Source organism: Flagellimonas olearia, from assembly GCF_004150225.1.
In the GTDB taxonomy this organism is placed as follows: Bacteria; Bacteroidota; Bacteroidia; order Flavobacteriales; family Flavobacteriaceae; genus Flagellimonas; species Flagellimonas olearia.
The window spans coordinates 193,648-217,260 of record NZ_ML142907.1 but is presented as its reverse complement, the minus strand read 5'-3'; the positions used below and the strand labels follow the sequence as shown (position 1 = coordinate 217,260).

Below are 23,613 nucleotides of genomic sequence, written 5' to 3'. Positions count from 1 at the left end.
TTCAACTATGAAGAAGATTTTAATTGCATTGTATGGTCTCTGTAGCCTATCGTCCTGTGTGGTACTACATGAGTATGACAAAGTAAACCTCAATGACCCCGATATGGTCCTTGCCGATAAAAAGTTTACAAAATTCGAAATCAACTATCAGGTCTACCGTGAAGGGGCATCCGGAGGAAATGGTGGAAAAACTGGAGGTGGCTGTGGATGTAATTGAACCAAAAAGGCAAAGAATTATCTGGATCTTGCTGTTGTGCCCTCTGATGGGTTTGGCACAGCAAACAAACACGGAAGGATATAAGAAGCGGGTATTGGAATCCACAGAGGTGGATATTCTTTCCAGTTACTATGAACAGACCGGGAACAATGCCTCCGTTACCGGGGGTATCGGAACAGAACAATTGACCGATGTGGCACCCTCCATTGTGGTGAGCATTCCCTTGAACGATGATGATGTGCTGACCGTTGACGTTGGAATTTCCACCTATACCTCGGCTTCTTCCAGCAATTTGAATCCTTTTGACCTGACCAAAACCGGTTCGGGCATTAGTGGGGCCTCAGGAAATGCTGGAGTTGGCGGAGGAGGGGATGATGACGAGTTTGACGATGATAACAACAATGGAGGGTATTCCGGTGTCATTGGAAGTCCTTGGGTGGCTTCTTCCGGGGCTTCCCGACAAGACACCTGGGGCAGTGTTTCGGTAGCGTATGCCCATAGTTCCGATGACCGAAACCAGATTTGGAATGCCAATGCCTCCTTCGCTTCAGAATATGATTATGTCTCCGTTGGTTTTGGAGGAGGAATCACCAAGCTTTTTAATGAAAAGAATACGGAAGTCAGTATAAAGGGGAGTGTGTTTTTGGATACATGGCTGCCAAGATATCCTACCGAGTTGGACAGTTATCTGGAGGTAGGGGGCAATCTTAACAGTGGGTTTTTCGCTGGGGTGGATATTTTGAACAGGAATGGGCTCGTCACGAATAAAAATGGTACGGCTACCTGGAGGCCCGTTGATGGTTTTAGCTTGATCTCTGATAAAAAAAGGAACAGTTTTGCCCTATCGGCATCCTTTTCACAGATTCTGGGTAAGAATACCCAAATTTCCATTTTTGCCGATGTGGTCAGTCAACAAGGGTGGCTGGCCAATCCCATGCAGCGGGTCTATTTTGCAGATGTCCCCAACTACTTTATTGGTAACCCTGCCAGTATCCCCAATTACACCTCATCACAAAATACAGATGTCTTTATGCTGGCGGATGATATGGAACGCTTGCCGGATACAAGATTGAAATTCCCCATTGGATTTCGCCTGAACCACTATTTCAATGAGATACTTACGGTACGCACCTATTATCGCTATTATTTTGACGATTGGGGATTACAGGCCCATACGGCCAATATTGAGTTGCCCATCAAGGTTTCGCAGAACTTTACGCTCTACCCGTCCTATCGCTATTACACCCAGAACCAGATAGACTATTTTGCACCGTTCGATACCCATCTATCTACGGAAGAATACTACACCTCCGACTTTGACCTATCTGCCTATGACGCCCATCAATTTGGGTTTGGGGTTACCTATACGGACATCTTTACCAAGTTCAGGACGTGGCGGTTTGGCCTGAAGAGCATTGACCTTAAGTATAACAACTATCATCGGAACACTGGCCTCAAGGCCAATTACTTTGGTGTTGGGTTCAAGTTTGTAATGGATTAGAAAAGAACACTTTGTATATGTTAAAAAATATTTTTCCATCCCGTTTTTCTATCATCAACGCTTTTTCGGTGTTGTTTTTGGGGCTCTCCTTTTTGGTGCGCTTGACCTTTTTGCTGATGGATTTTTCGCAGGTGGAGCATTCGTTTTGGGGACTGCTCAAGGTTTTCCTTGTTGGTTTCTTCTTTGATTTGGGCACCTTGTCCTTTTTCTACGTGGTGGCCTCCCTATATTTTCTACTGTTGCCCCAAAGGCTATATGGTTCAATTTTTGACCGGATTGTGTGCTATTTTGGTTTGGCCATAGGTCTGTTGATCATCTATTTTTCCTTTTTTGCCGAGATTACCTTTTGGGACGAGTTCCAAAGACGGTTCAATTTTATTGCCGTGGATTACTTAATCTATACCTATGAAGTGATAAAGAATATCAATGAATCCTATCCTTTACCACTGCTTATTGGAGGGATGTTACTTTTGGTGGCACTTACCGTATGGTTGTTCAATAGAAAAAGGATTTTAAAGAATGCCTTTGCATCAACCACAAGTTTCAGGCAAAAGTTGGTGCCGACCGGCATGGCCATGGTCATCATGTTATTTTTCGCAGGTACCATCAAGAACGAACAGGCGGAACTATCAAACAATCGCTATAACAATGAATTGTCCAAAGCGGGCATTTATTCCTTCTTTGCGGCATTTAGGAACAATGAGCTCAGTTATACGGATTTCTACAAGACCTTGCCCGAAAGGAATGTCCTCGCTACCGTAGAGGAACAGATTAAGGCTCCTTCCGATAGTCTTCTTTTTCCTGAAAAGAACATTTTACGGCTCGTAAAGGGAGAGGTGGAAAAAAAGCCAAATGTAGTACTCATTTGTGTGGAAAGTTTGAGTGCCAGGTATTTGGGTGTCTTTGGGAATGACAAAAATTTGACACCCCATCTGGATTCCATAGCCAAGGCAGAAGCATACTTCACCAATGTATATGCCACCGGAACCAGAACGGTCAGAGGTATGGAGGCAATAACCTTGGCCATTCCGCCAACGCCGGGAAGAAGTATTGTAAAAAGGGAACACAACCGAGACCTATATACCATTGGGGAAGTCTTCAAAAGCAAGGGGTATTCCAGGACTTTCTTTTATGGGGGTGATGGCTATTTTGACAATATGGACAAATTCTTCAGTGGAAATGGATTTGACATTGTGGATCGTGGGAGAGGCTTTTTGCCATCTGGGGATATTGTCACGGACCGAAGAAACATTGAAGATGATGAGGTGACCTTCGAGAATGCCTGGGGCGTATGCGATGAGGATATTTTTGGGAAGGTCCTCCAAGAAGCTGAACGGTCTTCAAAGAATGGGGTGCCTTTTTTCAATTTTATAATGACCACTTCCAACCATAAGCCGTACACGTATCCTGAGGGAAAAATCGATATTCCATCGGGAACGGGAAGAAGTGGAGCGGTCAAGTATACGGATTATGCCATAGGGAACTTCTTGCGAAAGGCCAAGACCAAACCCTGGTATAAGAATACGGTCTTTGTGATTATGGCGGACCATTGTGGCAGTAGTGCCGGGAAGTGGGAATTGGATGTCGCCAACTATCGGATTCCTGCAATCTTGGTGAATTTTGATGGGTTTAAACAAAGACAGATTACCCAGCAATGCTCCCAAATAGATGTGATGCCAAGCGTTTTCTCGCTGTTGGGATGGCAGTACCGCAACAATTTTTTCGGAAGGGATGTTTTTAGCATGGAACCTTCGGGACAAAGGGCCTTTATTGGGAACTACAGGAAGCTCGGATTGTTGAAATCAGACGATTTGATGGTATTGGGAGATGGTAAGACCGCCAACCAATACAAATGGGACCAAGCTGACAATAGTCTGACAAGGGAGGCTGTGGACACAACATTTTTGAACCAGACCATTTCATTTTATCAATTGGCCGACCATCTGTATAACCATGGCGGGCTTGACGTAAAACTTGCACAATGACAAAGGTCCATTTTATTGTAAATCCTATTGCAGGCAAGGGGAGTGTATTGGACGAAAAGGCTCTGTCCGGATATTTCGATGCAGCAGCATACGAGATAACCGTAAAGACCTCCAATTATGCTGGACATGCAGTCAAACTGGCCAAAGAATCCGTTGAAAGCGGAGTGGATGTACTCGTGGCCTGTGGAGGGGATGGGACCATCAATGAAGTGGCTTCATGTTTGGTCCACACCCCCGTTCTGTTGGGAATTGTCCCCATGGGTTCTGGAAACGGATTGGCCGAAAGTCTCAAGATCCCACGGCGGTTAAAAGCAGCGATGGAGACCATTAAAAAGGGCAGGGTAAGTCGTATAGATGTCGCCATGGTGAACGGCAGACCCTTCTTTAGCAATATGGGGATTGGTTTTGATGTCAAGGTGATTTCCAATTACAATGCCGGCGGCCAACGCAGGTTTTGGGCCTATGTCAAGGCAGTTGTACGGTCCATCAGGGATTTTAGCAGCAAGGAAAGGATCAAGGTTGAGTTTGACCAAAAGACCTTTAAGACAAATCCGTTTATGTTTTTCGTTTCTAACTCCAAGGTAATGGGGTACGATATTTCACTAACCCGAATGGCTTCCTTGCAAGATGGATTGTTGGATGTGGTGATCATAGAAAACCTGACAAAAGGTGAAATCCTTATACTTGGACTTTTTATGCTACTTAGGCTCAATCAATATCTCAAAAAGATACAGTACTTTAAAGTAAAGGAACTCAAGTTTAGCTTTGAGGGTCAAGGTAAGGAGCGTTTTATGCAGACGGATGGGGAGCTACACCATTTAGAGGACAGACAAGTGAGTGTTTCGGTGGAAGGGGGGGCTTTGAATGTATTGGTGCCTTAAGTCAAGGGAAATAAAAAACCCTGTGAATCAATTATTCACAGGGTCCATTGTTTTGAGATGATGTCTCTCAGCGGAGGAAGAGGGATTCGAACCCCCGGAGGTGTGACCCTCAACAGTTTTCAAGACTGCCGCATTCGACCACTCTGCCATTCCTCCTAAGCGGGTGCAAATATATAAAGCTTTTTTGGTTCTATAAAAGTTTATAAACTTTAATTTTTTGCACGAATGAATCCCATTTTAAGGGAGTACTTTTGTCTACATGATGGAATGGTACCACTATGTGCTTTTGGTTGCGGTTGGTTTTGCTGTAGGCTTTATCAATACCGTGGCGGGAGGGGGTTCCTTACTGTCCTTGCCCACCCTTATCTTTTTGGGACTTCCCCCAGCCGTGGCAAATGGGACCAATAGGGTGGCCATTGTTATTCAAACGGCCTTGGCAACTGCAGGATTCAAGAGTAAGGGGGTTTCTACATTCCCTTTCAATCTATATTTGGGTATTGCGGCCTTTTTAGGGGCTATTTTGGGAGCTTGGATTGCCATTGATATCAACGGCGAGACCTTTAACCGGATTTTGGCCATGGTCATGTTGGCCGTGGTGCTTATCATTGTTTTCAAGCCCAAGATGCGCCTGGAGGACATGGAAGAAAGGCTCACGGGCAAATACCTGTGGCTGAGTCTTATTGTGTTCTTCTTTTTTGGGATCTATGGCGGATTCATCAATGCAGGTCTAGGGTTTTTAATGATATTTTTTATGCACTACGTAAACCGGATGAACCTCGTTCGGGTCAATGCCACCAAGGTGGCCGTGGTTTTTATTTATATGCTGTCCGCTTTGGCCGTTTTTGCCCTTAATGATAAGGTGAATTGGAAATTGGGACTTATTTTGGCCATTGGAAATGGCTCCGGAGCATGGGTGGCGAGCCGTTATTCGGTAAAAAAGGGAGACGGATTCATAAAGACCTTTTTAGTGGTCGTGGTCATAGCCATGGCCATTAAACTGTGGTTTTTTTAAACAATTTTAAACAAGACAAGTATGCCGGGTTTTGAACTTTTTGGAGATAGGGAACGGGAACAGGTACAGGATGTGCTGGACTCGGGGGTATTGATGCGTTATGGGTTCGATGGAATGCGAAACGGGCATTGGAAGGCTAAGGAGTTGGAAGCTGCCCTTTCCGCCAAAATGAAGTCCAAACACGTACACCTGTTGAGCAGTGGTACGGCGGCACTTACGGTAGCGTTGGCCAGTGCCGGTGTGGGGGCAGGGGATGAGGTAATCATGCCCACGTTCACCTTTGTGGCCAGTTTTGAATCGATTTTGGCCCTTGGCGCCATTCCTATTTTGGTGGACATAGATGATACCTTGACGTTGGACCCATCTGCAGTGGAAAAAGCGATAACCCCCCGTACCAAAGTGGTGATGCCCGTGCATATGTGCGGTTCCATGGCAAATTTGGAAGTGTTACAACAGATTTGTGACCAACACGACCTTCTGCTTTTGGAAGATGCCTGCCAGGCCATTGGGGGAAGTTATAAAGGAAAACCTTTGGGCAGCATTGGGGATTTGGGCTGTTTTTCCTTTGATTATGTAAAAACCATCACCTGTGGTGAAGGCGGGGCGGTCATCACCAATACTAAAGCGTATTATGAAAATGCCCATAAATACTCGGACCACGGGCACGACCATGTTGGACATGATAGGGGGGCAGAGACCCATCCTTTTTTGGGATACAATTTTCGAATTTCAGAGTTGAATGCCGCCGTGGGATTGGCCCAGTTGGATAGATTGGATGAATTTATCGCGCTGCAGAAGAAAAGCTATACCATTTTAAGGGAGGCGTTGTCACAGGTTCCGGAGATTAGTTTTCGGAAGGTACCTGATGGGGGTGAGGAAAACTACTCCTTCCTGAGTTTCTTCCTTCCTTCGGAAGCGATTGCCCAACAAGCCCACAAAGCTTTGGGTGAAGCAGGGATTGATGCCTGCTTCTATTGGTACAACAACAACTGGCATTACTATAGAAAATGGGAACACCTCAGCCAATTGGAATCATTGGGCAAACTGCCCCAAGAAGTCATTGAGGGCTTACCGGATTATTCCAAGGCCGATTTTTCTGCCTCGGACCACTGGGTGGGCAGGACCATTTCATGTCTGATCAAATTGGGCTGGACGGAAGCCGAAATCCGGGAAAGGGCTAAAAAAATAGCGGAAATCCTCAAGAAAACCATCTAGCCCACAATTTTGTATTTGGGAAAACCTAATAATTCACATACTCCACAATTTCCAAACCGTAACCCACCATCCCCACTCTTCGGGTCTGTGCGGAATTTGAAAGCAAGCGGATTTTGGAAATATTGAGATCATGTAATATTTGCGCACCAATCCCAAAATCCTTGGTGTCCATATCAATTTTTGGTGCTTTGTGGATTCCCTCGGCCTGAAGTTTCTTGAACTCTGCCAAGCGACCCAATAAATTCTTGGATTGGTTCCCTTGATTGATAAAGATCATGGCGGCCTTATCCTCAGCGTTCAAAGCGTTGAACATTCGGTTCAAGGTTTCATCCGGATTGTTGGTCAAGGTGCCCAAAATGTCATTGTTCACAAGGGTAGAGTTGATACGGGTCAGGACTGGGTCGCCGTGCTTCCAGCTACCACGGACCAAAGCAATATGTACTTGATCGTTGGTGGTCTGTTTGTAGGCGCGCAGACGGTATTCCCCAAATCGGGTTTGGATAGTGAAGGCCTCTTTGAGTTCAATCAGGCTATCATGTTCCATTCGGTAAGCGATCAAATCCTCGATGGAAACGATTTTAAGGTCAAATTTTTTGGCTACCTCCAAAAGTTGGGGCAATCGGGCCATGGTGCCATCTTCGTTCATGATTTCCACAATAACGCCAGCAGGCTCCAATCCTGCCAAGCGGGCAAAATCAATAGCGGCTTCGGTGTGCCCGGTACGGCGCAGTACACCACCTTCCTTGGCAATGAGCGGGAAGATATGTCCGGGACGGGCCAGTTCATGGGCCTTGGTATTGGCATTGGTCAAGGCCAAGATGGTTTTGGCCCTATCCGAGGCGGAAATTCCCGTGGTAACGCCATTCCCCCTTAAATCCACAGAAACTGTAAAGGCGGTTTCCAGGGGATCGGTATTGTGCGTCACCATCATGTGGAGTCCCAAATCTTTACATTTCCCTTCAGTAAGTGGGGCGCAGATAAGCCCTCGACCATGGGTGGCCATGAAATTCACTGTTTCAGGGGTAATCAGTTCTGCAGCGGCCACAAAGTCACCTTCATTCTCACGGTTTTCATCATCCACCACAATAATGACCTTGCCTTGTCTGATGTCTTCAATGGCTTCCTCTATGGCGTGCAATTGTATTTTTTTCTCCTCGACCATTACTCTTCAGAATCTTTTCTTTTTCGTTTAAATATGCTCCTAATACGATCTATAATATGTCCAAACCCAAACAGTCCTCTGTCCGCAGTGGCCCTTTTGGTCAGTGAAACCCCTAAGGGTAGCATGATCAAGGTGGAAAGCCAGGCCCCAATGGCTGGGTGTATATTACCTTCCTTAGCGTAATTGCCCGCAAATACCCCAATAAAATAGTAGGTCAAAAATAAGACAATGGCAATCACCATGGGCAGTCCCAACCCTCCTTTTCGGATAATGGCCCCCAAGGGTGCTCCCACAAAAAATAGAATGATGCACGAAAATGCCAAGGCGAACTTTTTGTGCAAGGAAAGGATATGACTGTTGTAAAATTTGAACCGTTGTTGCAGTTCCTCTTTTTTGGAAACGACGGTGGTCAAGACACTTGAAACCGAATTTTTGGCATTGTTGACCACTTGCAGCTGTTGCCAGTCCTGCAATGATGCCAAAAGCTCGTCCACACTATTGAGGGAATCCTTTGAAATTTTGGTTACCGGAATCTGGGTTGCGGCTTGAATGGTGTCCCCAACAGTTGATTTTGGAGGAAATGCCCCCATACGATTGACAATGTTTTTGGAAAATGCCTCCACTTTTTCCAGATTGTTGGTTCCCAATGAATCGATATCCTTGATCAAACGCCCCACATTCTTCATTTTGTCCGTGGTAATATTGCCGTCTTCTTCCAGGTCTTGGTTGTTCAGTTCCGAAATATCTATGTTGATGGTGTAGGTTTCAAAATGGGCCTTGGCAAAGGGTTGTTTTCTCTTTTCCTTGCTATCCTTTGGGACCAGCTCCTCGTAGTAATTGCCATCTTTCAGTACCAGCTGGATAATGTCGGAATCTTCACTGCTGATCAATTCCCCACCTTTGGCCTTGATGACCGTATTGTTTACATTTTGGTTTGTTTTTTTGTGGATGACCACATTGTCCAAAAACCGGTCTTGTTCCCCGTACTTTCGCTCCACTTTAATGTTCATGCCCTCACCGGTACCTTCAAAATCACTAAAAACCCCTTCGGTAATGGCTGCAGCAGGTTTTACCTTGGCAATGTTACGCCGTAGGTTGAATATTTTCTGTTCCGATTTTGGAATGATATTGTTGGCGAAGAAAAAGGTGACCACTCCCAAAAAAAGGACAAAGATGATCAAGCTTCGCATCCCTCGCTGAAGGGATATTCCAGAAGCCTTCATGGCGGCGAACTCATAGTTTTCCGCAAAGGTACCAAAGGTGAGGATGGACGACAGTAATACGGTTAGGGGCAATACCTTGTCCACCAAAGTGGGGATGAAATAAAAAATAAACTTCCCAATAATGACCATGCCTAGACCTTTTCCTGCCAAATCATCTATAAAAAGCCATATTCCCTGAAAAATGAATATGACGATCAAGATGACAAAGGAGCTAAAGAAGTTATAGAGAAACCTCGATAATATATACTGGTCTAGTATTTTCAATGGCTAGTTTCGTGTTATGTAATACCCTTTATCCTCGTATTTTTTCTCGTCAAAGGTAAAGAGGGTACTTGAAAATGGCTGGTTGGTTTTGAAAGAATTAACGGTTATGGTAGTTTTTGTACCGTTGTTTCCCGTCTGGATGAGCTTGTAGATGTGTTTGGTCTGAGTGTCAACGCCCAAGAGTACGGATTTGATCTCGGTATTGGAATCAATAGGGGTGAGCTTTACATATTGTATTTTTCTTCCCCCCACATTTTGCAAGATGTCCCAGGCGTAGTTATGCCCGGTTTTATAAAAGGTGAGCATTTTTGAAGGGCTCACATTGTCGGCATCTTGATCGACATCCTCTATGGTCACTTCCTCGTTTTCGGGAACAACGGTGTAGACCTTGGTGCCGTCATATAATTGTTGGGCCCCAAAATAGTTCAAAAAGTATTTTTCGCCACTAAGGGAAACATTGCCATGGGTTTCCTGTTTCAAATTGGCCTCACTGTTCTCCAAGGTGGAAGTAAAGTCGATATAGATGTTGTCATAGCTTTTTACCTTATTGTAGACTTCGTCCAACAGTGCCTTGGCCTGCGATGAGCTCTGCCCATATGAGAATAGTGCAACGGTAAAAAGTCCGATAAAAAGAATGTGTTTTTTGATCATGGTATTATTTTGATTCGTTTTCTAAAAATTGTTCCAAGGAATACATATCCGGAATCAAGACCTGACGGGCTTTACTTCCTTCAAAAGGACCTACAATCCCAGCGGCTTCCAGTTGATCAATGATCCTACCGGCCCGGTTGTATCCCAATTTCAGTTTTCGCTGGATCAGGGAGGCGGAACCTTGTTGTGCCGTTACAATAACTTCGGCAGCTTCGCGGAACATGGCATCCCTTTCCGAAATATCATAATCAATACCCGTGCCAGAGTCTTCACCTACGTATTCTGGCAGTAAATGGGCTTCTGGATAGGCGCGTTGCGACCCAATATATTCAGTGATTTTGGCCACTTCGGGCGTATCTACAAAGGCACATTGCAAACGGGTCACATCATTCCCTTGGGTGTAGAGCATATCCCCGCGGCCAATGAGTTGGTCTGCACCTTGGGCATCCAGAATGGTCCTCGAATCTATCTTGGAGGTTACCCGGAATGCAATCCTTGCCGGGAAGTTGGCCTTGATAATACCCGTGATCACGTTTACCGAAGGCCTCTGGGTGGCAATGATCAAATGAATTCCAATGGCTCGGGCCAACTGTGCCAATCTGGCAATGGGGGTTTCCACTTCCTTGCCCGCGGTCATGATCAAGTCTGCAAATTCATCAATCACCAAAATGATGTAAGGAAGGAATTTATGCCCATCGTTCGGATTTAATTTACGGGCCTTGAATTTGGCATTGTATTCCTTAATGTTTCGTACCATGGCTGTTTTCAACAACTCGTAGCGATTGTCCATCTCAATACAGAGGGAGTTCAGGGTGTTGATTACCTTGGTGTTGTCCGTAATGATAGCTTCATCAGAATCTGGGAGCTTGGCCAAGAAATGCCGTTCGATTTTGTTGTAGAGGGTCAATTCCACCTTTTTGGGGTCGACCAAAATGAACTTGATTTCTGCCGGATGTTTTTTGTAGAGGAGCGAAGTGATTACCGCATTCAATCCTACGGATTTCCCTTGTCCGGTAGCACCCGCCATAAGTAGGTGGGGCATTTTGGCCAGATCTACCACAAAGGTCTCGTTGCTAATGGTCTTTCCAAAAGCAATGGGAAGTTGCATTTCCGCTTTTTGAAACTTGTTGGATGCAATCACCGATCGCATGGAGACAACCGAAGCGTTCTTGTTGGGTACCTCAATACCCACGGTTCCCTTACCGGGAATGGGAGCAATGATCCTGATCCCCAGAGCGGCTAGGGAAAGGGCTATGTCATCTTCGAGATTTTTGATTTTGGAGATACGGATGCCCGCTTCGGGGACAATCTCATACAGGGTGACCGTGGGGCCTATGGTGGCCTTGATCTGCGCAATCCCGATTTTGTAATTCTTTAGGGTGCTTACAATACGGTTTTTGTTCTCCTCCAGTTCCTCTTGGTTGATGGTGATGCCACCGGCTGCGCCATGCGCCTCCAATAGCTCCAAAGGAGGAAATTTATAGCTGCCGAGTTCCAGTTTTGGGTTGAATTCCCCAAAATCCTTGACCAACTTTTCGGCCTTGATGTCTTTTTCCTCTTTTTCCTCCTTGACTTTTTCTACCTCCAGACTGATGCCTTCCTCTTCTTCTTGGGGAAGGTTCACGTCCAACCCAGCTTCATTCTGAAGGGGAGGGATATCTTTTTTGTGGGTGTAGGTGTCCACGGAAATGGCAACTTCTTCCTCTTTCATGTCCAACTCAATAGGGAGCTCTTCCGTTTTCTGTTTTTCCGAAACAGAGGTTTCCGTTTGAAAATCGGACTTTATTTTTTGGCGTTGCGAACGGAAGAAATTGGCGACCCCTTCGGGCGTAAAATTGAAGAGTTGTACCAAGATGACCATCAGCATGAAAATCAAGATCAAGAACACCCCGATCTTTCCAGTGTAATCTTGGAGGAAATCGTTCATTTCAAAGCCAATAAGCCCTCCCAACAAAGGTTGGCTCGAAGCAAAGAAGCCCAAGGCAATGGATACCCAGATAATACCGATAAAGCCCCAAATCCATTTACCAATGAGACCTTTTCCACTAAGCCCCAAAAACAGGTACAACCCAGTGACAGCCAGTAATAAAGGAAAGGCAAACGATGCAAGACCAAATCCTTGGTACATGAAAAAATGGCTCACACTGGCCCCGAACTTGTTCAATAAGTTGCTGGCCTCGGCGTTTCTGTGCGCAAACTCGGAGAGAATGCTCTGATCTTCCTGCCATGTAAAGTAATAGGACATGAACGAGAAGAAAAGTGCAATGCTGAGTACAATCAGCAAACTGCCCAAGATAATCTTGTTTTGCTTGGAAGGCCTAAAGGAGACCTTCTTTTTGGCGGTTGTAGGTTTGGATTTTGATTTTGTCCTTTTCTTTGCCATTAATCCGTTTGCTATGGGGCTAATTTACAAATTTACGCTGCTATACCGGGTCTTGGATGTTCTTACATCAATTTGGGTATATAGATGATCAATCCAATAATACTGGCCACAATGGATACGATCATCACGGCACCCGCGGAAATATCTTTGATCAGACCAATTTTTGGGTCTTGATCGGGTTGTACATAGTCCGCTAATTTTTCAATGGCCGTGTTCACTCCCTCTATACCCATGACCAATCCAATGGCAAAGAGTTGAAGAATCCATTCCGTGGCCGAGATCTCAAAATAGAATCCTGCTGCGGTCATTACCAAGGCAATAAAAAATTGGATTTTGATACTGGCCTCGGTACGCAAAAGCAAGAACATGCCTTTGAGCGCATAACCGATACTGCGAATTCTATTATTGAAAAAAGATTCCTTAGGCATCCATCAATGCTTCAAGCGCAGCTTTGTAATTGGGCTCGTCCACAGTTTCGGAAACCTGTTCGGAATAGATGACCTGTCCATTTTCATTAAGTACTACCACGGAGCGCGACAGAAGCCCTTGCAATGGACCATCGGTAAACTCCACCTTATAGGATTTCCCAAAATTTCCATCCCTAAAATCGGATAGGGTCTCAACCTTATCAATCCCCTCGGCACCACAAAAGCGGGTTTGGGCAAAAGGAAGGTCTTTGGAGATACAAAGTATTTTGGTATTGTCCAGTTCGGCAGCTTCCTGGTTGAATTGGCGAACCGATTGTGCACAAGTACCGGTATCTATACTTGGGAATATGTTCAAGACCACTTTTTGGCCAGCATAATCCGATAGGGAAGCAGGGGAGAGGTCGTTTTTTGTCAATTTGAATTCTGGGGCTTGGGAACCATTTTCGGGAAGGTTGCCAAGAGTGTGTATTTCATTTCCTTTTAAGGTGACTGTAGCCATATTTTTATATTTGGTTCAGGCCCAAAAGTACTTAAAAAAAACCTTCCCGTAATGCATTACGGGAAGGTTCTTGACTAGAAAATATAGTATGGTTTATTTGTCGATGGAACTGAGCACCCGAGACATAAAGGCATTCATGGCCTCTTTCTTTGGAGTCCCCTTTTGTATCTCGCTGGACACTTCCAGGGCACCATAGATATTGGAGATGATTTCTCCGATGGTGTCCAGTTCATTGTCCTTTAACGTAGCGACCTCGCAGATGCTTTCCAAGGTTTCCGCGGTTTCCAACAGATAATCCTCGTCATGCTCCTCAACAAAATTCACCAGCTGTTTAATGATGGGCAACTTCATTGACCAAGGTTTTTAGTACATCATATTTGTTGGTCTGCACCTGATTCTTCAATGTCCCGTTGGAAAAAGCGGCAAAGGTGGGTAGGTTGTCCACATTGGCCATTTTCCGTGACTCTGGGAATTTTTCCGCATCTACCATCACAAAAGTGACGTTCTGGTTAAGCGAAGCCTCTTTTTTGAACTTAGGCTTCATAATTCTGCAATTTCCACACCAAGATGCAGAGTATTGCACCACTACGGACTCGTTGCTGGCAACAAGCTCGCTCAGGTTGTCTTTTTCCAATTCTATGACCATATTCCTTAGTTTACGTGATTGGCTAAATATTCCGCCACTCCGTCACGGTTGGCATTCATGGCTTCCTTACCTTCTTCCCAGTTGGCAGGACATACCTCTCCTTTTTCCTGTACGTGGGCAAATGCATCCACCAAACGGATGAATTCCTTCACGTTTCTGCCAAGGGGCATGTGGTTGATGCCTTCGTGGAACACCGTACCCTCCTCATCGATCAAATAAGTGGCCCTGTAGGTTACGTTGTCACCCTCCACAAGAACAGAGTCGGTCTCCTCATTGTAATCTTCATTTGTGATGTCCAAAATGCCCAAAGCCTTGGCCAAGTTTCTATTGCTGTCGGCAATGATAGGGTAGGTCACCCCTTCAATCCCACCATTGTCCTTTGCAGTGTTCAACCAAGCAAAGTGTACTTCTGCAGTATCGCAAGATGCGCCAATCACCAAAGTGTTCCTTTTTTCAAATTCGGCCAAATGTTGTTGAAAAGCGTGTAGCTCCGTAGGGCAAACAAAGGTGAAATCCTTTGGGTACCAGAAAAGCAAAATTTTCTTGTTTTCGGCCTTGGCTTTTTCTAAAATGTTGATTTTGAAAGTGTCGCCCAATTCATCAATGGCATTTACTTCGATGTTTGGAAATTTCCTTCCGACTAATGTCATTCTTGTGTTTTTTTATAAAGGTTATGCTGCAAAATTAGGGCAGGGAAATGCCTTTCCCAAAGGAAAAAATCAGTATTTCCTATGAATGGATAGCCTAGGCTTATGGTATAAAAAAAGCGATTGATTTTTGAAAAGCCAATAATTACAAAGGGTGAAAAATCACAATTTCATAAAGAAACGGATCTTGGAAGAAAATGGGGCCGAAAATTTTTAGGCAGGGGTCTTTTCGGTCAACATTTTAATCTTGATTTTGAAAGCCGCGAACAATAAGGTCATGATTGGACTCAACCAATTGAAGATGGCATAAATCCCATATTCCATAACACCAACACCCAATACCCCGCTGTGGTAGGCGCCACAGGTGTTCCAAGGTACCAATACGGAAGTTACGGTTCCTGAATCTTCAAGGGACCTACTCAAGTTTTCCGGGGCCAGGCCACGTTCCCGATATGCTTTGGAAAACATCTTTCCGGGGACTACAATGGCCAGATATTGGTCCGATGCGGTTACATTTAGCGCCAAACAACTGCCCACGGTACTGGCAAAAAGCCCAAATGTGGTCTTGGCCATTTTCAACAGGGATTCGGTGATGCGCTCCAAGGCACCTATACCATCCATGATACCCCCGAAGACCATAGCACAGACAATCAGCCAAATGGTGTCCAACATACCTGCCATTCCTCCCGAGGAGAACAGGTCGTTCAGTGCGGGGTCGTCCGTGGCAATTGAGGTGTCCACGGTGATGGCGTTTAAAATTCCTTTATATCCCGACTCAAAAGTGAGACTTTCGCTTCCTCCAATGGTAGTGACAATATCCGGCTGAAAAATCAACGCAAAGGCACCACCCAATAAAGTCCCAATCAGCAAGGCCAATAGAGGAGGGGCTTTTTTTATAATTAAAAAGATTACCACAACGGGCACTAAAAATAGCCAACCACTAATATTAAAAGTGCTCCCAATGGTTTCAAGGATGGCGCCTGTATCGGCCACTCCTTCGGTTTCAATGGTAAAGCCCATAATAATGAACACCAATAAGGTTACAGCAATGGTGGGTACAGTGGTCAGTGCCATGTATCGAATATGGGAAAACAATTCGCCGCCCGCCATGGCAGGGGCCAAGTTGGTAGTGTCACTCAAAGGGGACATCTTATCCCCAAAATAGGCTCCAGAAAGCACTGCGCCTGCCGTCATGCCCAAAGAAATGCCCAAGGCTTCACCGATGCCCACCAAGGCAATACCTACCGTTGCGGCCGTGGTCCAGCTGCTTCCCGTGGCAATGGAAATGATGGCGCAAATAATAACACAGGCCGCCAAAAATATAGTGGGATTCAATATTTGGAGCCCGTAATAGATCATAGCCGGAATAATACCGCTGACCAACCAGGTTCCCGATAGGGCGCCTACCATCAATAAAATGAGAAGGGCCCCGGTAGTGGAACGTACATTTTCGGCCACTTCGGCAATCATCTGTTTGTAGGATACCTTGTTGAAAAAACCCACGATGGCCGCCATGGCACCTCCCATAAGAAGGATGAACTGGTTGGACCCACTCAGGGCATCATCACCAAAAACGTAGACATTGTAGGCCAGCATGGCCACCAGTGCAAAAACAGGAATCAAGGCTTCCCCAATGGTCAGCTCCTTATTTTCAACAATATGTTCATCTTGTCTGTACTTTGGGGCTTCCTCTTTTTTTGGCATGTGGTCTGGGTTTGTTAAGAGGTAATATTACGATTTTGAACCTTGTTCTCCAAACGGCTTTTTATCGTTTAATCCATAGTAGATGGTGATGGGGACAGAATCCCCATTTTTTCCATACAAGCTCTCATGGCCAAATAGGTCTGGTGGATATTGTTGTCCAAACCAATGGAAAAGCGGATCAGCCCTTGCGACAACCCTAGTGCTTCTTGTTCTTCCATGGGAATCTCCGAAGAGGTGGAAGTGCCCGATGCGCTGAAGAGGGTCTTATAAAAACCGAGGCTTACCGCCAAATAGCCCAATTTCTGGGTTTGCATGAGTTCCATAAGGGCATTGGCTTGATCTACAGAGCCTACATCCAAGGTAAGCAAGCCGCCGAAACCGTATTCCGGGTTCATTTGGGATTTCATTACGTTATGCCCTAGGTGGCTTTCCAATCCTGGATAGACTACTTTTAAACCATCTTTTTCAAATTGTTGTGCCAAGTAGAGGGCATTTTCACTGTGCTTTTTGATGCGGATGTGCAGTGTACGCATATTCTTGAGGATGGATGCCGCCCGGAGGCTATCCAACGTGCTTCCCATGAGCATTCCCGCTCCATTGTTCACATCTTTTAGGCTTAGGCAGAAATCGCTTGAAGCACAAACGGCACCTGCGACGCAGTCACTGCTACCATTGATAAATTTGGTAAGACTGTGGACCACTATATCCGCACCCAATTGGGCCGCGTTGATGTTCAAGGGGGAGAAGGTATTGTCCACCACCAAGGGAATACCATGCTTTTTGGCCAATTTGGAAAGGGCCGCAATGTCCGCTACTTCCAAAAGGGGATTGCTTATGGCCTCGCAATAGATCATTTTGGTTTTTGAGGTAATGGATTGCTCCACCATGTCCAAATCGGTGATATCTATAAAGGATGTGGAGATGTTGAACTTCTTCACAAAGTTTTTCAGGAAGGCATAGGTGCCTCCGTAAATGGTCCTGCTACAGACGATATGGTCGTCTGTATCGCAAAGCTGAAAAACCACAGCGCTTATGGCGCCCATTCCACTGGCAAACACATTGGCCGATTCCGTACCCTCCAATTGGGCCATGGCCTCACCCAAATATAGATTGGAAGGGGAGGAGTGTCTGCTGTACAGATAGCAACCTTCGGTATTGCCCTCAAAGGTGTCGAACATGGTCTTTGCGGAAAGAAAGGTATAGGTGGAAGAATCCGATATGGAGGGGTTCACCCCACCAAATTCACCAAAATATTGAAGGTCTTGAATGTGCTCCGATGCTTTGTAGTCCATTGTGTGATAATTTTAGGTGAAAAGTATATAAATAAAGATATAAAGTCAATAAGAATGCTATTATATAGATTTTAAATCTATTTATTATTTATAATAAAGATTTATATTCTATTTTTGGTATGATATTCAATCAGATACAGAAAATTCATCAGGATGGAACTCGACACAACGGATATAAAGCTGGTACACCTGCTTCAGGAAGACTGTAAAAAGACCACAAAACAATACGCGGATAGTTTACAACTTTCCAAAACGGCGGTGTACGAGCGTATACGACGATTGGAACGCAATGGGGTAATCACCCAATATGTGGCCTTGGTGGACAAGGAGAAAGTACGGCGCGACTTTATGGTGCTTTGCCAGATACGATTGGTTCAGCACACCAAGGAAAATGTATTGAAATTTGAACGGGAAATCCTTAAACTGGAAGAGGTGTCCGAATGCTTCCATGTAGGCGGCGACTATGACTACATTTTAAAGATCCATGTGGAGGATATGAAGAGCTATCGCGAATTCATGTTGACGAAACTCACCACCATCAACAATATTGGAAATACGCAGAGTTCGTTCGTTATCAACGAGGTGAAAAACAGCCCTGCGGTCCACATTTAGCAAACTTTAACCTAAATCGGTGTTAAAAAAGCCCATCGGATAAAGGGGGATGTGTAATTTTTGGCGTATCAAAAAACGAACAACCATCAAAAGACTTCTTTTTCCGTCATGAAAACCCGTACCCGATTGTTTCTCACCGTGTTGGCCACGGTCATTGGTGGACTGTGTTTGGTCCTTTACACTACACTTTCCCAAGATATTTTGTTTGAAGGCATGAGTTTTTGCTCTTCCTCCACAATGGATTTGACGCTGGGCACATTGGCCATGTTCACCTCGGCCGTGCTCACAGGTTTCATTTCTTCATTGATTGTGGTCCGAGATAATTTTTGGCCCCATTTTTTCATCTCCCTCTTTATTGTTGGAAAATTATCCATGGTGGCACTTTGTGGACAATGGGGCGGACCCTTGTGGTTTGAGTCGGGCGTACACCTCTCCCTTTTGGGTGGACTTTGGTTGGGATGCTACGGTGCCATTAAATTCCCGTTGGCCCCAGTGTAGTTGTTCCAATAGGGGCATACCCAACTTTTTTACTCGGATATGTTAAGGAAAAATGCATGGTCTATCGGAGAAACATTGTTATTTTTGTAGCTGATAATCGAACGAATAATTATCTCTAAGCATTTACTATGAATCAATATGATGTGGCCATTATTGGCTCTGGACCTGGAGGCTATGTAGCGGCGATCCGTTGTGCCCAATTGGGAATGAAAACTGCAATAATTGAAAAATATGCCACCTTGGGGGGAACTTGCCTAAATGTAGGTTGTATCCCATCCAAAGCCCTTTTGGACTCCTCACATCATTACGAAGATGCCGTAAAGCATTTTGAAGAACATGGAATTGATATTCCTGGAGAGATAAAGGTTAACCTGGAGCAGATGATTGCCCGTAAGCAGGGTGTTGTGGACCAGACCACCAAAGGAATCCAATTCTTGATGGACAAGAACAAGATTGATGTTTATGAAGGTTTTGGAAGCTTCAAGGATGCCACCCACATCAACATAGATAAAGCCGATGGCGAAAAAGAGACCATCGAAGCAAAGCATACCATTATTGCCACAGGCTCCAAGCCCTCCTCATTGCCTTTCATCAAAATTGATAAAGAACGGGTCATCACCTCAACAGAGGCATTGAAACTGAAAGAGGTGCCCAAGCACATGATCGTCATTGGAGGTGGCGTCATCGGACTGGAATTGGGTCAGGTGTACAAACGTCTTGGTGCCGAAGTGACCGTAGTGGAGTTCATGGATCGTATTATCCCCGGAATGGATGGGGCGCTTTCCAAAGAATTGATGAAGGTGATGAAGAAGCAAAAAGTGAACTTCAACCTATCCCACAAAGTAAAATCGGTGGAGCGAAAAGGCGACGAAGTCATTGTAAAGGCCGACAACAAAAAAGGAGAGGAAGTCACCTTTACGGGAGACTACTGTTTGGTCTGTGTGGGAAGAAGACCTTACACGGATGGATTGAATGTTGAAGCCGCCGGAGTAAAATTGGATGATCGCGGTAGGGTAGAGGTGAACGATCACCTTCAGACCAATGTATCCAATATTTATGCCATTGGTGATGTCATCCGTGGTGCTATGTTGGCCCACAAGGCAGAGGAAGAGGGAACTTTGGTGGCGGAATTGTTGGCCGGCCAAAAACCACATATCGATTATAACCTGATTCCAGGAGTAGTATACACGTGGCCCGAAGTTGCCGCGGTGGGTAAAACCGAAGAGCAGCTCAAGGAAGCTGGCGTGGAATATAAAGTGGGTCAATTTCCCATGCGTGCCTTGGGTCGTGCCCGTGCCAGTATGGACATTGATGGATTTGTAAAGATTTTGGCCGATAAAAAGACCGACGAGGTCCTTGGAGTACACATGATCGGTGCCCGAAGCGCGGATTTGATCACGGAAGGGGTCACTGCCATGGAATTCAGGGCATCTGCAGAAGACATTGCCCGTATGAGCCACGCCCACCCAACGTTTGCAGAAGCCGTTAAGGAAGCTGCTTTGGCCGCTACTGCCGATAGGGCCATACACGTTTAAAGGATACCATCAGCCAAAGGCTGTAAGGAAATTTGCCCAAAGGGTTTATCGAGTAAAATCGTTGACGTTTTGGGCTTTTTTTAGCCCCTAACGGTCCGCAGGAATCTACGCAATACCAATCGCACACGGATGGAAAGTTCCCTTAACATGGGAATTGAAGCTTCCTTTACCTCAATGGCTTGACGTTTCACGGAAGCCAAAGCCCAAGCAATCTGCGATTTGATCTCCGCTTCATGTTGGTTATATTTCAAGGCCAAATAGGTGCAGACCACCATAAAGAGAATGGCTCCGGGAATCACTATCTGTGGGGTTAGGGAGTGGTTAAAGAAGCGATAAAGCCCCAATCCGGTAAAACTACCGTATAGAATAATAAAATGAATCACATAAATGGACAATGTGCTGGCGCCAATGTTCAAAATGGTACGGTTGGTCAAAAACCTGCGTAAGAGCATGAACACGGCAAAAACGATAAAAACATTCCCAAGTCGTATAAATAGGTAATTGTTCAAAGGGATCAAGCCAAAAAACTCCCATCCGGTAAATCCATGCAAGGATGCAAAGGCACTGGATGAATGATAAATTAACACATATCCCACTGCTGCAGCCAAAGGAATACCCGCGGCGTACAAGTGTTTAAAATCCTTGAATCGGGTAAAGAGCACCGAAACAAACCCACCAAGTGTAGCATAGCCCAACCAAGGGATTATCGTAAATACAGACCCGTTGGCCTTGGTGAAATAGTTGGCCAAGGCATTGGGCAAAAAGGAAAATGACCACTGTTTGTAAACTGGCTCAAAGAGGAACAACCCCAAAGTAATACCCAAGAGAAGTGTTGGGAAAAGATATGGTTTTCGCTTACTTGTGATGAGATAAATCCCTATCAAAACAAGAATGGAAAGTCCGATGCAGTGCAATACATCCACCAGATAGAAAGCGTTGTACACCTGTCCTTTGAAGAGCCCAAAAAGGTTCAAACGGAGTAAATAGCCAATTAGCAAAAGCTGCAATCCGCGACGAACACCCTTGGCTACCCTTGGGTTTTCAAACCCTTTTTGAGGCACCCGAATCAATAAATAGGTAAAAATAAATCCGGAAACCGTAAAGAAGACCGGAGCGGTTATACCTCTAAAATATAGCCAGATGTTGAACGCAGCGTTTCCAGTATCCCTATAAACAGGGTCCATAAGCCCATCAATGAAATGTCCTTGGAGCATCATAAGGATGGCCCATGCCCGCATGGCATCAATAAAATACAATCTGTTGGTCTGTACGTTCATTTGCTCTTGGATACCCTATATACTTGTTTAGCAGTGGGTTTGGATGCTTTCCGGGGCAAAATTATACAAAATACTCGCATCTGTTCCCCAATTGGGGTATTTTAGCGAAACAATCAAACATTTCTTGTAATGGCTGAAATTTTGGCACTCGCCGGAAGCAATTCTTCAACTTCCATCAATTTTAAATTGGTCCGATATACCACCTCATTGGTGCAAGGTCATGATATTCAGGAACTCAATATGGCCCAACACCCATTTCCCATGTTCAGCGAGGATCTTGAAAAACAAGAAGGATATCCCGATGCCTTGGTGGACTTGAAAGATCAAATCCAAAAAGTGCAGGGGTTGATTCTTTCGGTGAACGAACATAACGGAAATCCTTCGGCCTATTTTAAGAATGTTTTGGATTGGCTCTCCCGCATTGACCGTAAGTTTTTGGACGGAACAAAGGTCTTTCTCATGTCCGCCTCGGGAGGTAAACGAGGGGGCATTGGCTCTTTGGACGTGATTGAAAATATGTTGCCCAGATTTGGTGCCGAGATTGTATCTACCTTTTCCTTGCCATCGTTCCATGAGAATTTTAAGGATGGGAATATTATAGAGAATGAGTTAAAGGAAAAGCATCAAAAGGCTTTGGACACTTTTCTACAAACACTTCAATAGACATCCCTTGCGAAAGCGGCAAACCTATACCATCACCGATCCCTCCTTGATCAAAGAAGCTTTGTTGGACTGGTCGGGCAATTATGAAAAGGTTGTATGGCTGGACGATAATGGACATTGCAATGCATTCCATTCCTATGATGGGGTATTGGCTGTAACAAGACATACCAGTAAGTCCATGATTGTTGATTCACTCGGTGGATTGAAAAGTTCCATGGAGGAAAAACAGGATTGGCTGTTCGGATATTTTTCATACGACCTTAAGAACGAACTGGAGGGCCTACATTCCCAAAATTACGATGGATTGGAGTTTGGCAACGTGCACTTTTTTCAGCCCGAAAAAATAGTACTCCTCAATGGGAAAGAATTGACTTTTTTGTATTTGGAACATTGTGCAGAGGATATTGAAAGTGATTATGGACAACTTTTGTCAAATAGGGGAATGTGGCAACAGGAGAGAATCCCATCCACTCCCATCCGAATAAAAATGCGCATCCACAAGGATGCCTACTTTGAAAAAGCCAACCGTTTTCTGGAGCATATCCATCGCGGTGATATTTATGAGGCCAATTTCTGTCAGGAGTTTTATGCTGAAGACAGCACTGTGGATCCTTTGGGAACCTACAAGCGCCTCAACGCCATTTCCCAACCTCCTTTTGCGTGTTTTATGCGATGGGATGAGAGATATCTGTTATGTGCCTCCCCGGAACGCTATTTAAAAAAGGTGGGGCAAACGGTGATTTCACAGCCCATTAAAGGGACAGCCCCAAGAAGTCAAAACAAAGCGGAAGATGAAAGGTTGAAGCAACAGCTTTCCCAAGATGAAAAGGAACGGGCCGAGAACATCATGATCACGGATTTGGTCCGTAATGATTTGTCCAAAAGTGCATTGAAGGGGACTGTGGTGGTTCAGGAACTTTGCAAAGTATACCCTTACAAACAAGTGCACCAGATGATTTCCACGGTAATCGCTACCGTTCCAAAAGACAAAAATCCGGTCGAGCTTATTGAAGAGACCTTTCCCATGGGTAGTATGACAGGTGCTCCAAAGATTTCGGCCATGAAGATCATTGAAGAACTGGAAGAAACCAAAAGGGGTTTGTACAGTGGAGCTGTGGGCTATTTTGACCCCAATGGGGATTTCGATTTTAACGTGGTGATCCGCAGTATTCTGTACAATGCCGCGAACAAATATGTGTCCTATTCGGTAGGAAGTGCCATTACGGCAAAGTCAAACCCTGAAAAGGAGTATCAAGAGTGCTTGCTGAAGGCCAAGGCCATGCGCAGCGTTTTGGAAACGGACTGATCTTTATTGCTA

23 protein-coding genes and 1 tRNA gene are annotated in these 23,613 nt (G+C 45.1%); 11 read left to right on the top strand and 13 right to left on the bottom strand.

The features are described 5' to 3' along the window. The first annotated feature begins 7 nt into the window (after positions 1-7). The 4 genes from DN53_RS00980 to DN53_RS00965 are packed head-to-tail and all read left to right on the top strand — an operon-like array spanning position 8 to position 4,584. On the top strand, positions 8-217 hold the full coding sequence (locus DN53_RS00980; protein ID WP_129652559.1) for a DUF4266 domain-containing protein: 210 nt from the start codon (positions 8-10) through the stop codon (positions 215-217). Further along, on the top strand, positions 180-1,718 hold the full coding sequence (locus DN53_RS00975) for a DUF3570 domain-containing protein (protein WP_129652558.1): 1,539 nt from the start codon (positions 180-182) through the stop codon (positions 1,716-1,718). Before DN53_RS00980 ends, DN53_RS00975 begins: the two co-directional genes overlap by 38 nt. A 17-nt stretch (positions 1,719-1,735) precedes the next feature. Beyond that, a complete protein-coding gene (locus DN53_RS00970) occupies positions 1,736-3,703 on the top strand; it encodes an LTA synthase family protein (RefSeq protein ID WP_129652557.1) in 1,968 nt (655 codons plus the stop codon). Continuing rightward, the gene (locus DN53_RS00965; RefSeq protein WP_129652556.1) at positions 3,700-4,584 is read left to right on the top strand and encodes a diacylglycerol/lipid kinase family protein; all 885 of its coding nucleotides are present in this window, start codon (positions 3,700-3,702) and stop codon (positions 4,582-4,584) included. The genes DN53_RS00970 and DN53_RS00965 overlap by 4 nt, the downstream gene beginning before the upstream one ends. 71 nt (positions 4,585-4,655) lie before the next feature. On the opposite strand, the gene DN53_RS00960 is transcribed toward DN53_RS00965, so the two are convergent. Continuing rightward, a tRNA-Ser gene (locus tag DN53_RS00960) sits at positions 4,656-4,740 on the bottom strand. Between the two features lie 103 nt (positions 4,741-4,843). On the opposite strand from DN53_RS00960, the gene DN53_RS00955 reads away from it, so the two are divergent. Both DN53_RS00955 and DN53_RS00950 read left to right on the top strand, forming a co-directional pair. Continuing rightward, positions 4,844-5,596 carry a sulfite exporter TauE/SafE family protein gene (locus tag DN53_RS00955; RefSeq protein ID WP_129652555.1) on the top strand — a complete coding sequence of 251 codons (753 nt, stop codon included), beginning with the start codon at positions 4,844-4,846 and terminating at the stop codon, positions 5,594-5,596. Positions 5,597-5,617: 21 nt separating this feature from the next. Beyond that, the gene (locus tag DN53_RS00950) at positions 5,618-6,811 is read left to right on the top strand and encodes a DegT/DnrJ/EryC1/StrS family aminotransferase (RefSeq protein WP_129652554.1); all 1,194 of its coding nucleotides are present in this window, start codon (positions 5,618-5,620) and stop codon (positions 6,809-6,811) included. A 25-nt stretch (positions 6,812-6,836) separates the two neighbouring features. On the opposite strand, the gene ribB is transcribed toward DN53_RS00950, so the two are convergent. The 11 genes from ribB to DN53_RS00895 all read right to left on the bottom strand — a co-directional run bounded on the left by ribB (position 6,837) and on the right by DN53_RS00895 (position 17,710). Next, on the bottom strand, positions 6,837-7,973 hold the full coding sequence (gene ribB, locus DN53_RS00945) for a 3,4-dihydroxy-2-butanone-4-phosphate synthase (protein ID WP_129652553.1): 1,137 nt from the start codon (positions 7,971-7,973) through the stop codon (positions 6,837-6,839). After that, on the bottom strand, positions 7,973-9,460 hold the full coding sequence (locus DN53_RS00940) for an LptF/LptG family permease (RefSeq protein ID WP_129652552.1): 1,488 nt from the start codon (positions 9,458-9,460) through the stop codon (positions 7,973-7,975). The genes ribB and DN53_RS00940 overlap by 1 nt, the downstream gene beginning before the upstream one ends. A 3-nt stretch (positions 9,461-9,463) precedes the next feature. After that, on the bottom strand, positions 9,464-10,111 hold the full coding sequence (gene lolA1 / locus DN53_RS00935; RefSeq protein ID WP_129652551.1) for an outer membrane lipoprotein periplasmic chaperone LolA1: 648 nt from the start codon (positions 10,109-10,111) through the stop codon (positions 9,464-9,466). A gap of 4 nt (positions 10,112-10,115) precedes the next feature. Continuing rightward, positions 10,116-12,494 (bottom strand): DNA translocase FtsK, encoded by a 2,379-nt coding sequence (locus tag DN53_RS00930; RefSeq protein WP_129652550.1) that lies wholly within the window; start codon positions 12,492-12,494, stop codon positions 10,116-10,118. A gap of 62 nt (positions 12,495-12,556) precedes the next feature. Further along, complete coding sequence (locus DN53_RS00925) at positions 12,557-12,922, bottom strand: diacylglycerol kinase family protein (RefSeq protein ID WP_129652549.1); 366 nt, start codon at positions 12,920-12,922, stop codon at positions 12,557-12,559. After that, positions 12,915-13,421 (bottom strand): thiol peroxidase, encoded by a 507-nt coding sequence (tpx, locus tag DN53_RS00920; protein ID WP_129652548.1) that lies wholly within the window; start codon positions 13,419-13,421, stop codon positions 12,915-12,917. Before tpx ends, DN53_RS00925 begins: the two co-directional genes overlap by 8 nt. Positions 13,422-13,514: 93 nt before the next feature. Continuing rightward, complete coding sequence (locus DN53_RS00915) at positions 13,515-13,772, bottom strand: DUF6952 family protein (RefSeq protein ID WP_129652547.1); 258 nt, start codon at positions 13,770-13,772, stop codon at positions 13,515-13,517. Beyond that, a complete protein-coding gene (locus DN53_RS00910; protein ID WP_129652546.1) occupies positions 13,753-14,067 on the bottom strand; it encodes a thioredoxin family protein in 315 nt (104 codons plus the stop codon). The genes DN53_RS00915 and DN53_RS00910 overlap by 20 nt, the downstream gene beginning before the upstream one ends. A gap of 5 nt (positions 14,068-14,072) precedes the next feature. Further along, positions 14,073-14,717 (bottom strand): peroxiredoxin, encoded by a 645-nt coding sequence (locus tag DN53_RS00905; protein WP_129652545.1) that lies wholly within the window; start codon positions 14,715-14,717, stop codon positions 14,073-14,075. Positions 14,718-14,927: 210 nt separating this feature from the next. Beyond that, a complete protein-coding gene (gene nhaC, locus DN53_RS00900) occupies positions 14,928-16,418 on the bottom strand; it encodes a Na+/H+ antiporter NhaC (protein WP_129652544.1) in 1,491 nt (496 codons plus the stop codon). Between the two features lie 68 nt (positions 16,419-16,486). Then, positions 16,487-17,710: an aminotransferase class I/II-fold pyridoxal phosphate-dependent enzyme gene (locus DN53_RS00895; RefSeq protein WP_129652543.1), complete on the bottom strand. Its 1,224-nt coding sequence runs from the start codon at positions 17,708-17,710 to the stop codon at positions 16,487-16,489. 153 nt (positions 17,711-17,863) lie between these two features. Here DN53_RS00895 and DN53_RS00890 point away from each other — a divergent pair, with 153 nt between their 5' ends. The 3 genes from DN53_RS00890 (at position 17,864) to lpdA (ending at position 20,355) form a co-directional block, all read left to right on the top strand. Next, positions 17,864-18,322: an Lrp/AsnC family transcriptional regulator gene (locus tag DN53_RS00890; RefSeq protein WP_129652542.1), complete on the top strand. Its 459-nt coding sequence runs from the start codon at positions 17,864-17,866 to the stop codon at positions 18,320-18,322. A gap of 108 nt (positions 18,323-18,430) precedes the next feature. Further along, the gene (locus DN53_RS00885) at positions 18,431-18,820 is read left to right on the top strand and encodes a hypothetical protein (RefSeq protein WP_129652541.1); all 390 of its coding nucleotides are present in this window, start codon (positions 18,431-18,433) and stop codon (positions 18,818-18,820) included. Positions 18,821-18,948: 128 nt separating this feature from the next. After that, on the top strand, positions 18,949-20,355 hold the full coding sequence (gene lpdA, locus DN53_RS00880; protein ID WP_129652540.1) for a dihydrolipoyl dehydrogenase: 1,407 nt from the start codon (positions 18,949-18,951) through the stop codon (positions 20,353-20,355). An 80-nt stretch (positions 20,356-20,435) separates the two neighbouring features. On the opposite strand, the gene DN53_RS00875 is transcribed toward lpdA, so the two are convergent. Next, positions 20,436-21,632 carry an acyltransferase family protein gene (locus DN53_RS00875; protein WP_129652539.1) on the bottom strand — a complete coding sequence of 399 codons (1,197 nt, stop codon included), beginning with the start codon at positions 21,630-21,632 and terminating at the stop codon, positions 20,436-20,438. 129 nt (positions 21,633-21,761) lie between these two features. Between DN53_RS00875 and DN53_RS00870 the strand changes: the two genes are divergently transcribed. Together DN53_RS00870 and DN53_RS00865 are read left to right on the top strand one after the other, a co-directional pair. After that, positions 21,762-22,295 (top strand): NADPH-dependent FMN reductase, encoded by a 534-nt coding sequence (locus DN53_RS00870; RefSeq protein WP_129652538.1) that lies wholly within the window; start codon positions 21,762-21,764, stop codon positions 22,293-22,295. Positions 22,296-22,302: 7 nt separating this feature from the next. Further along, a complete protein-coding gene (locus tag DN53_RS00865; RefSeq protein WP_129652537.1) occupies positions 22,303-23,601 on the top strand; it encodes an anthranilate synthase component I family protein in 1,299 nt (432 codons plus the stop codon). Positions 23,602-23,613 lie beyond the last annotated feature (12 nt).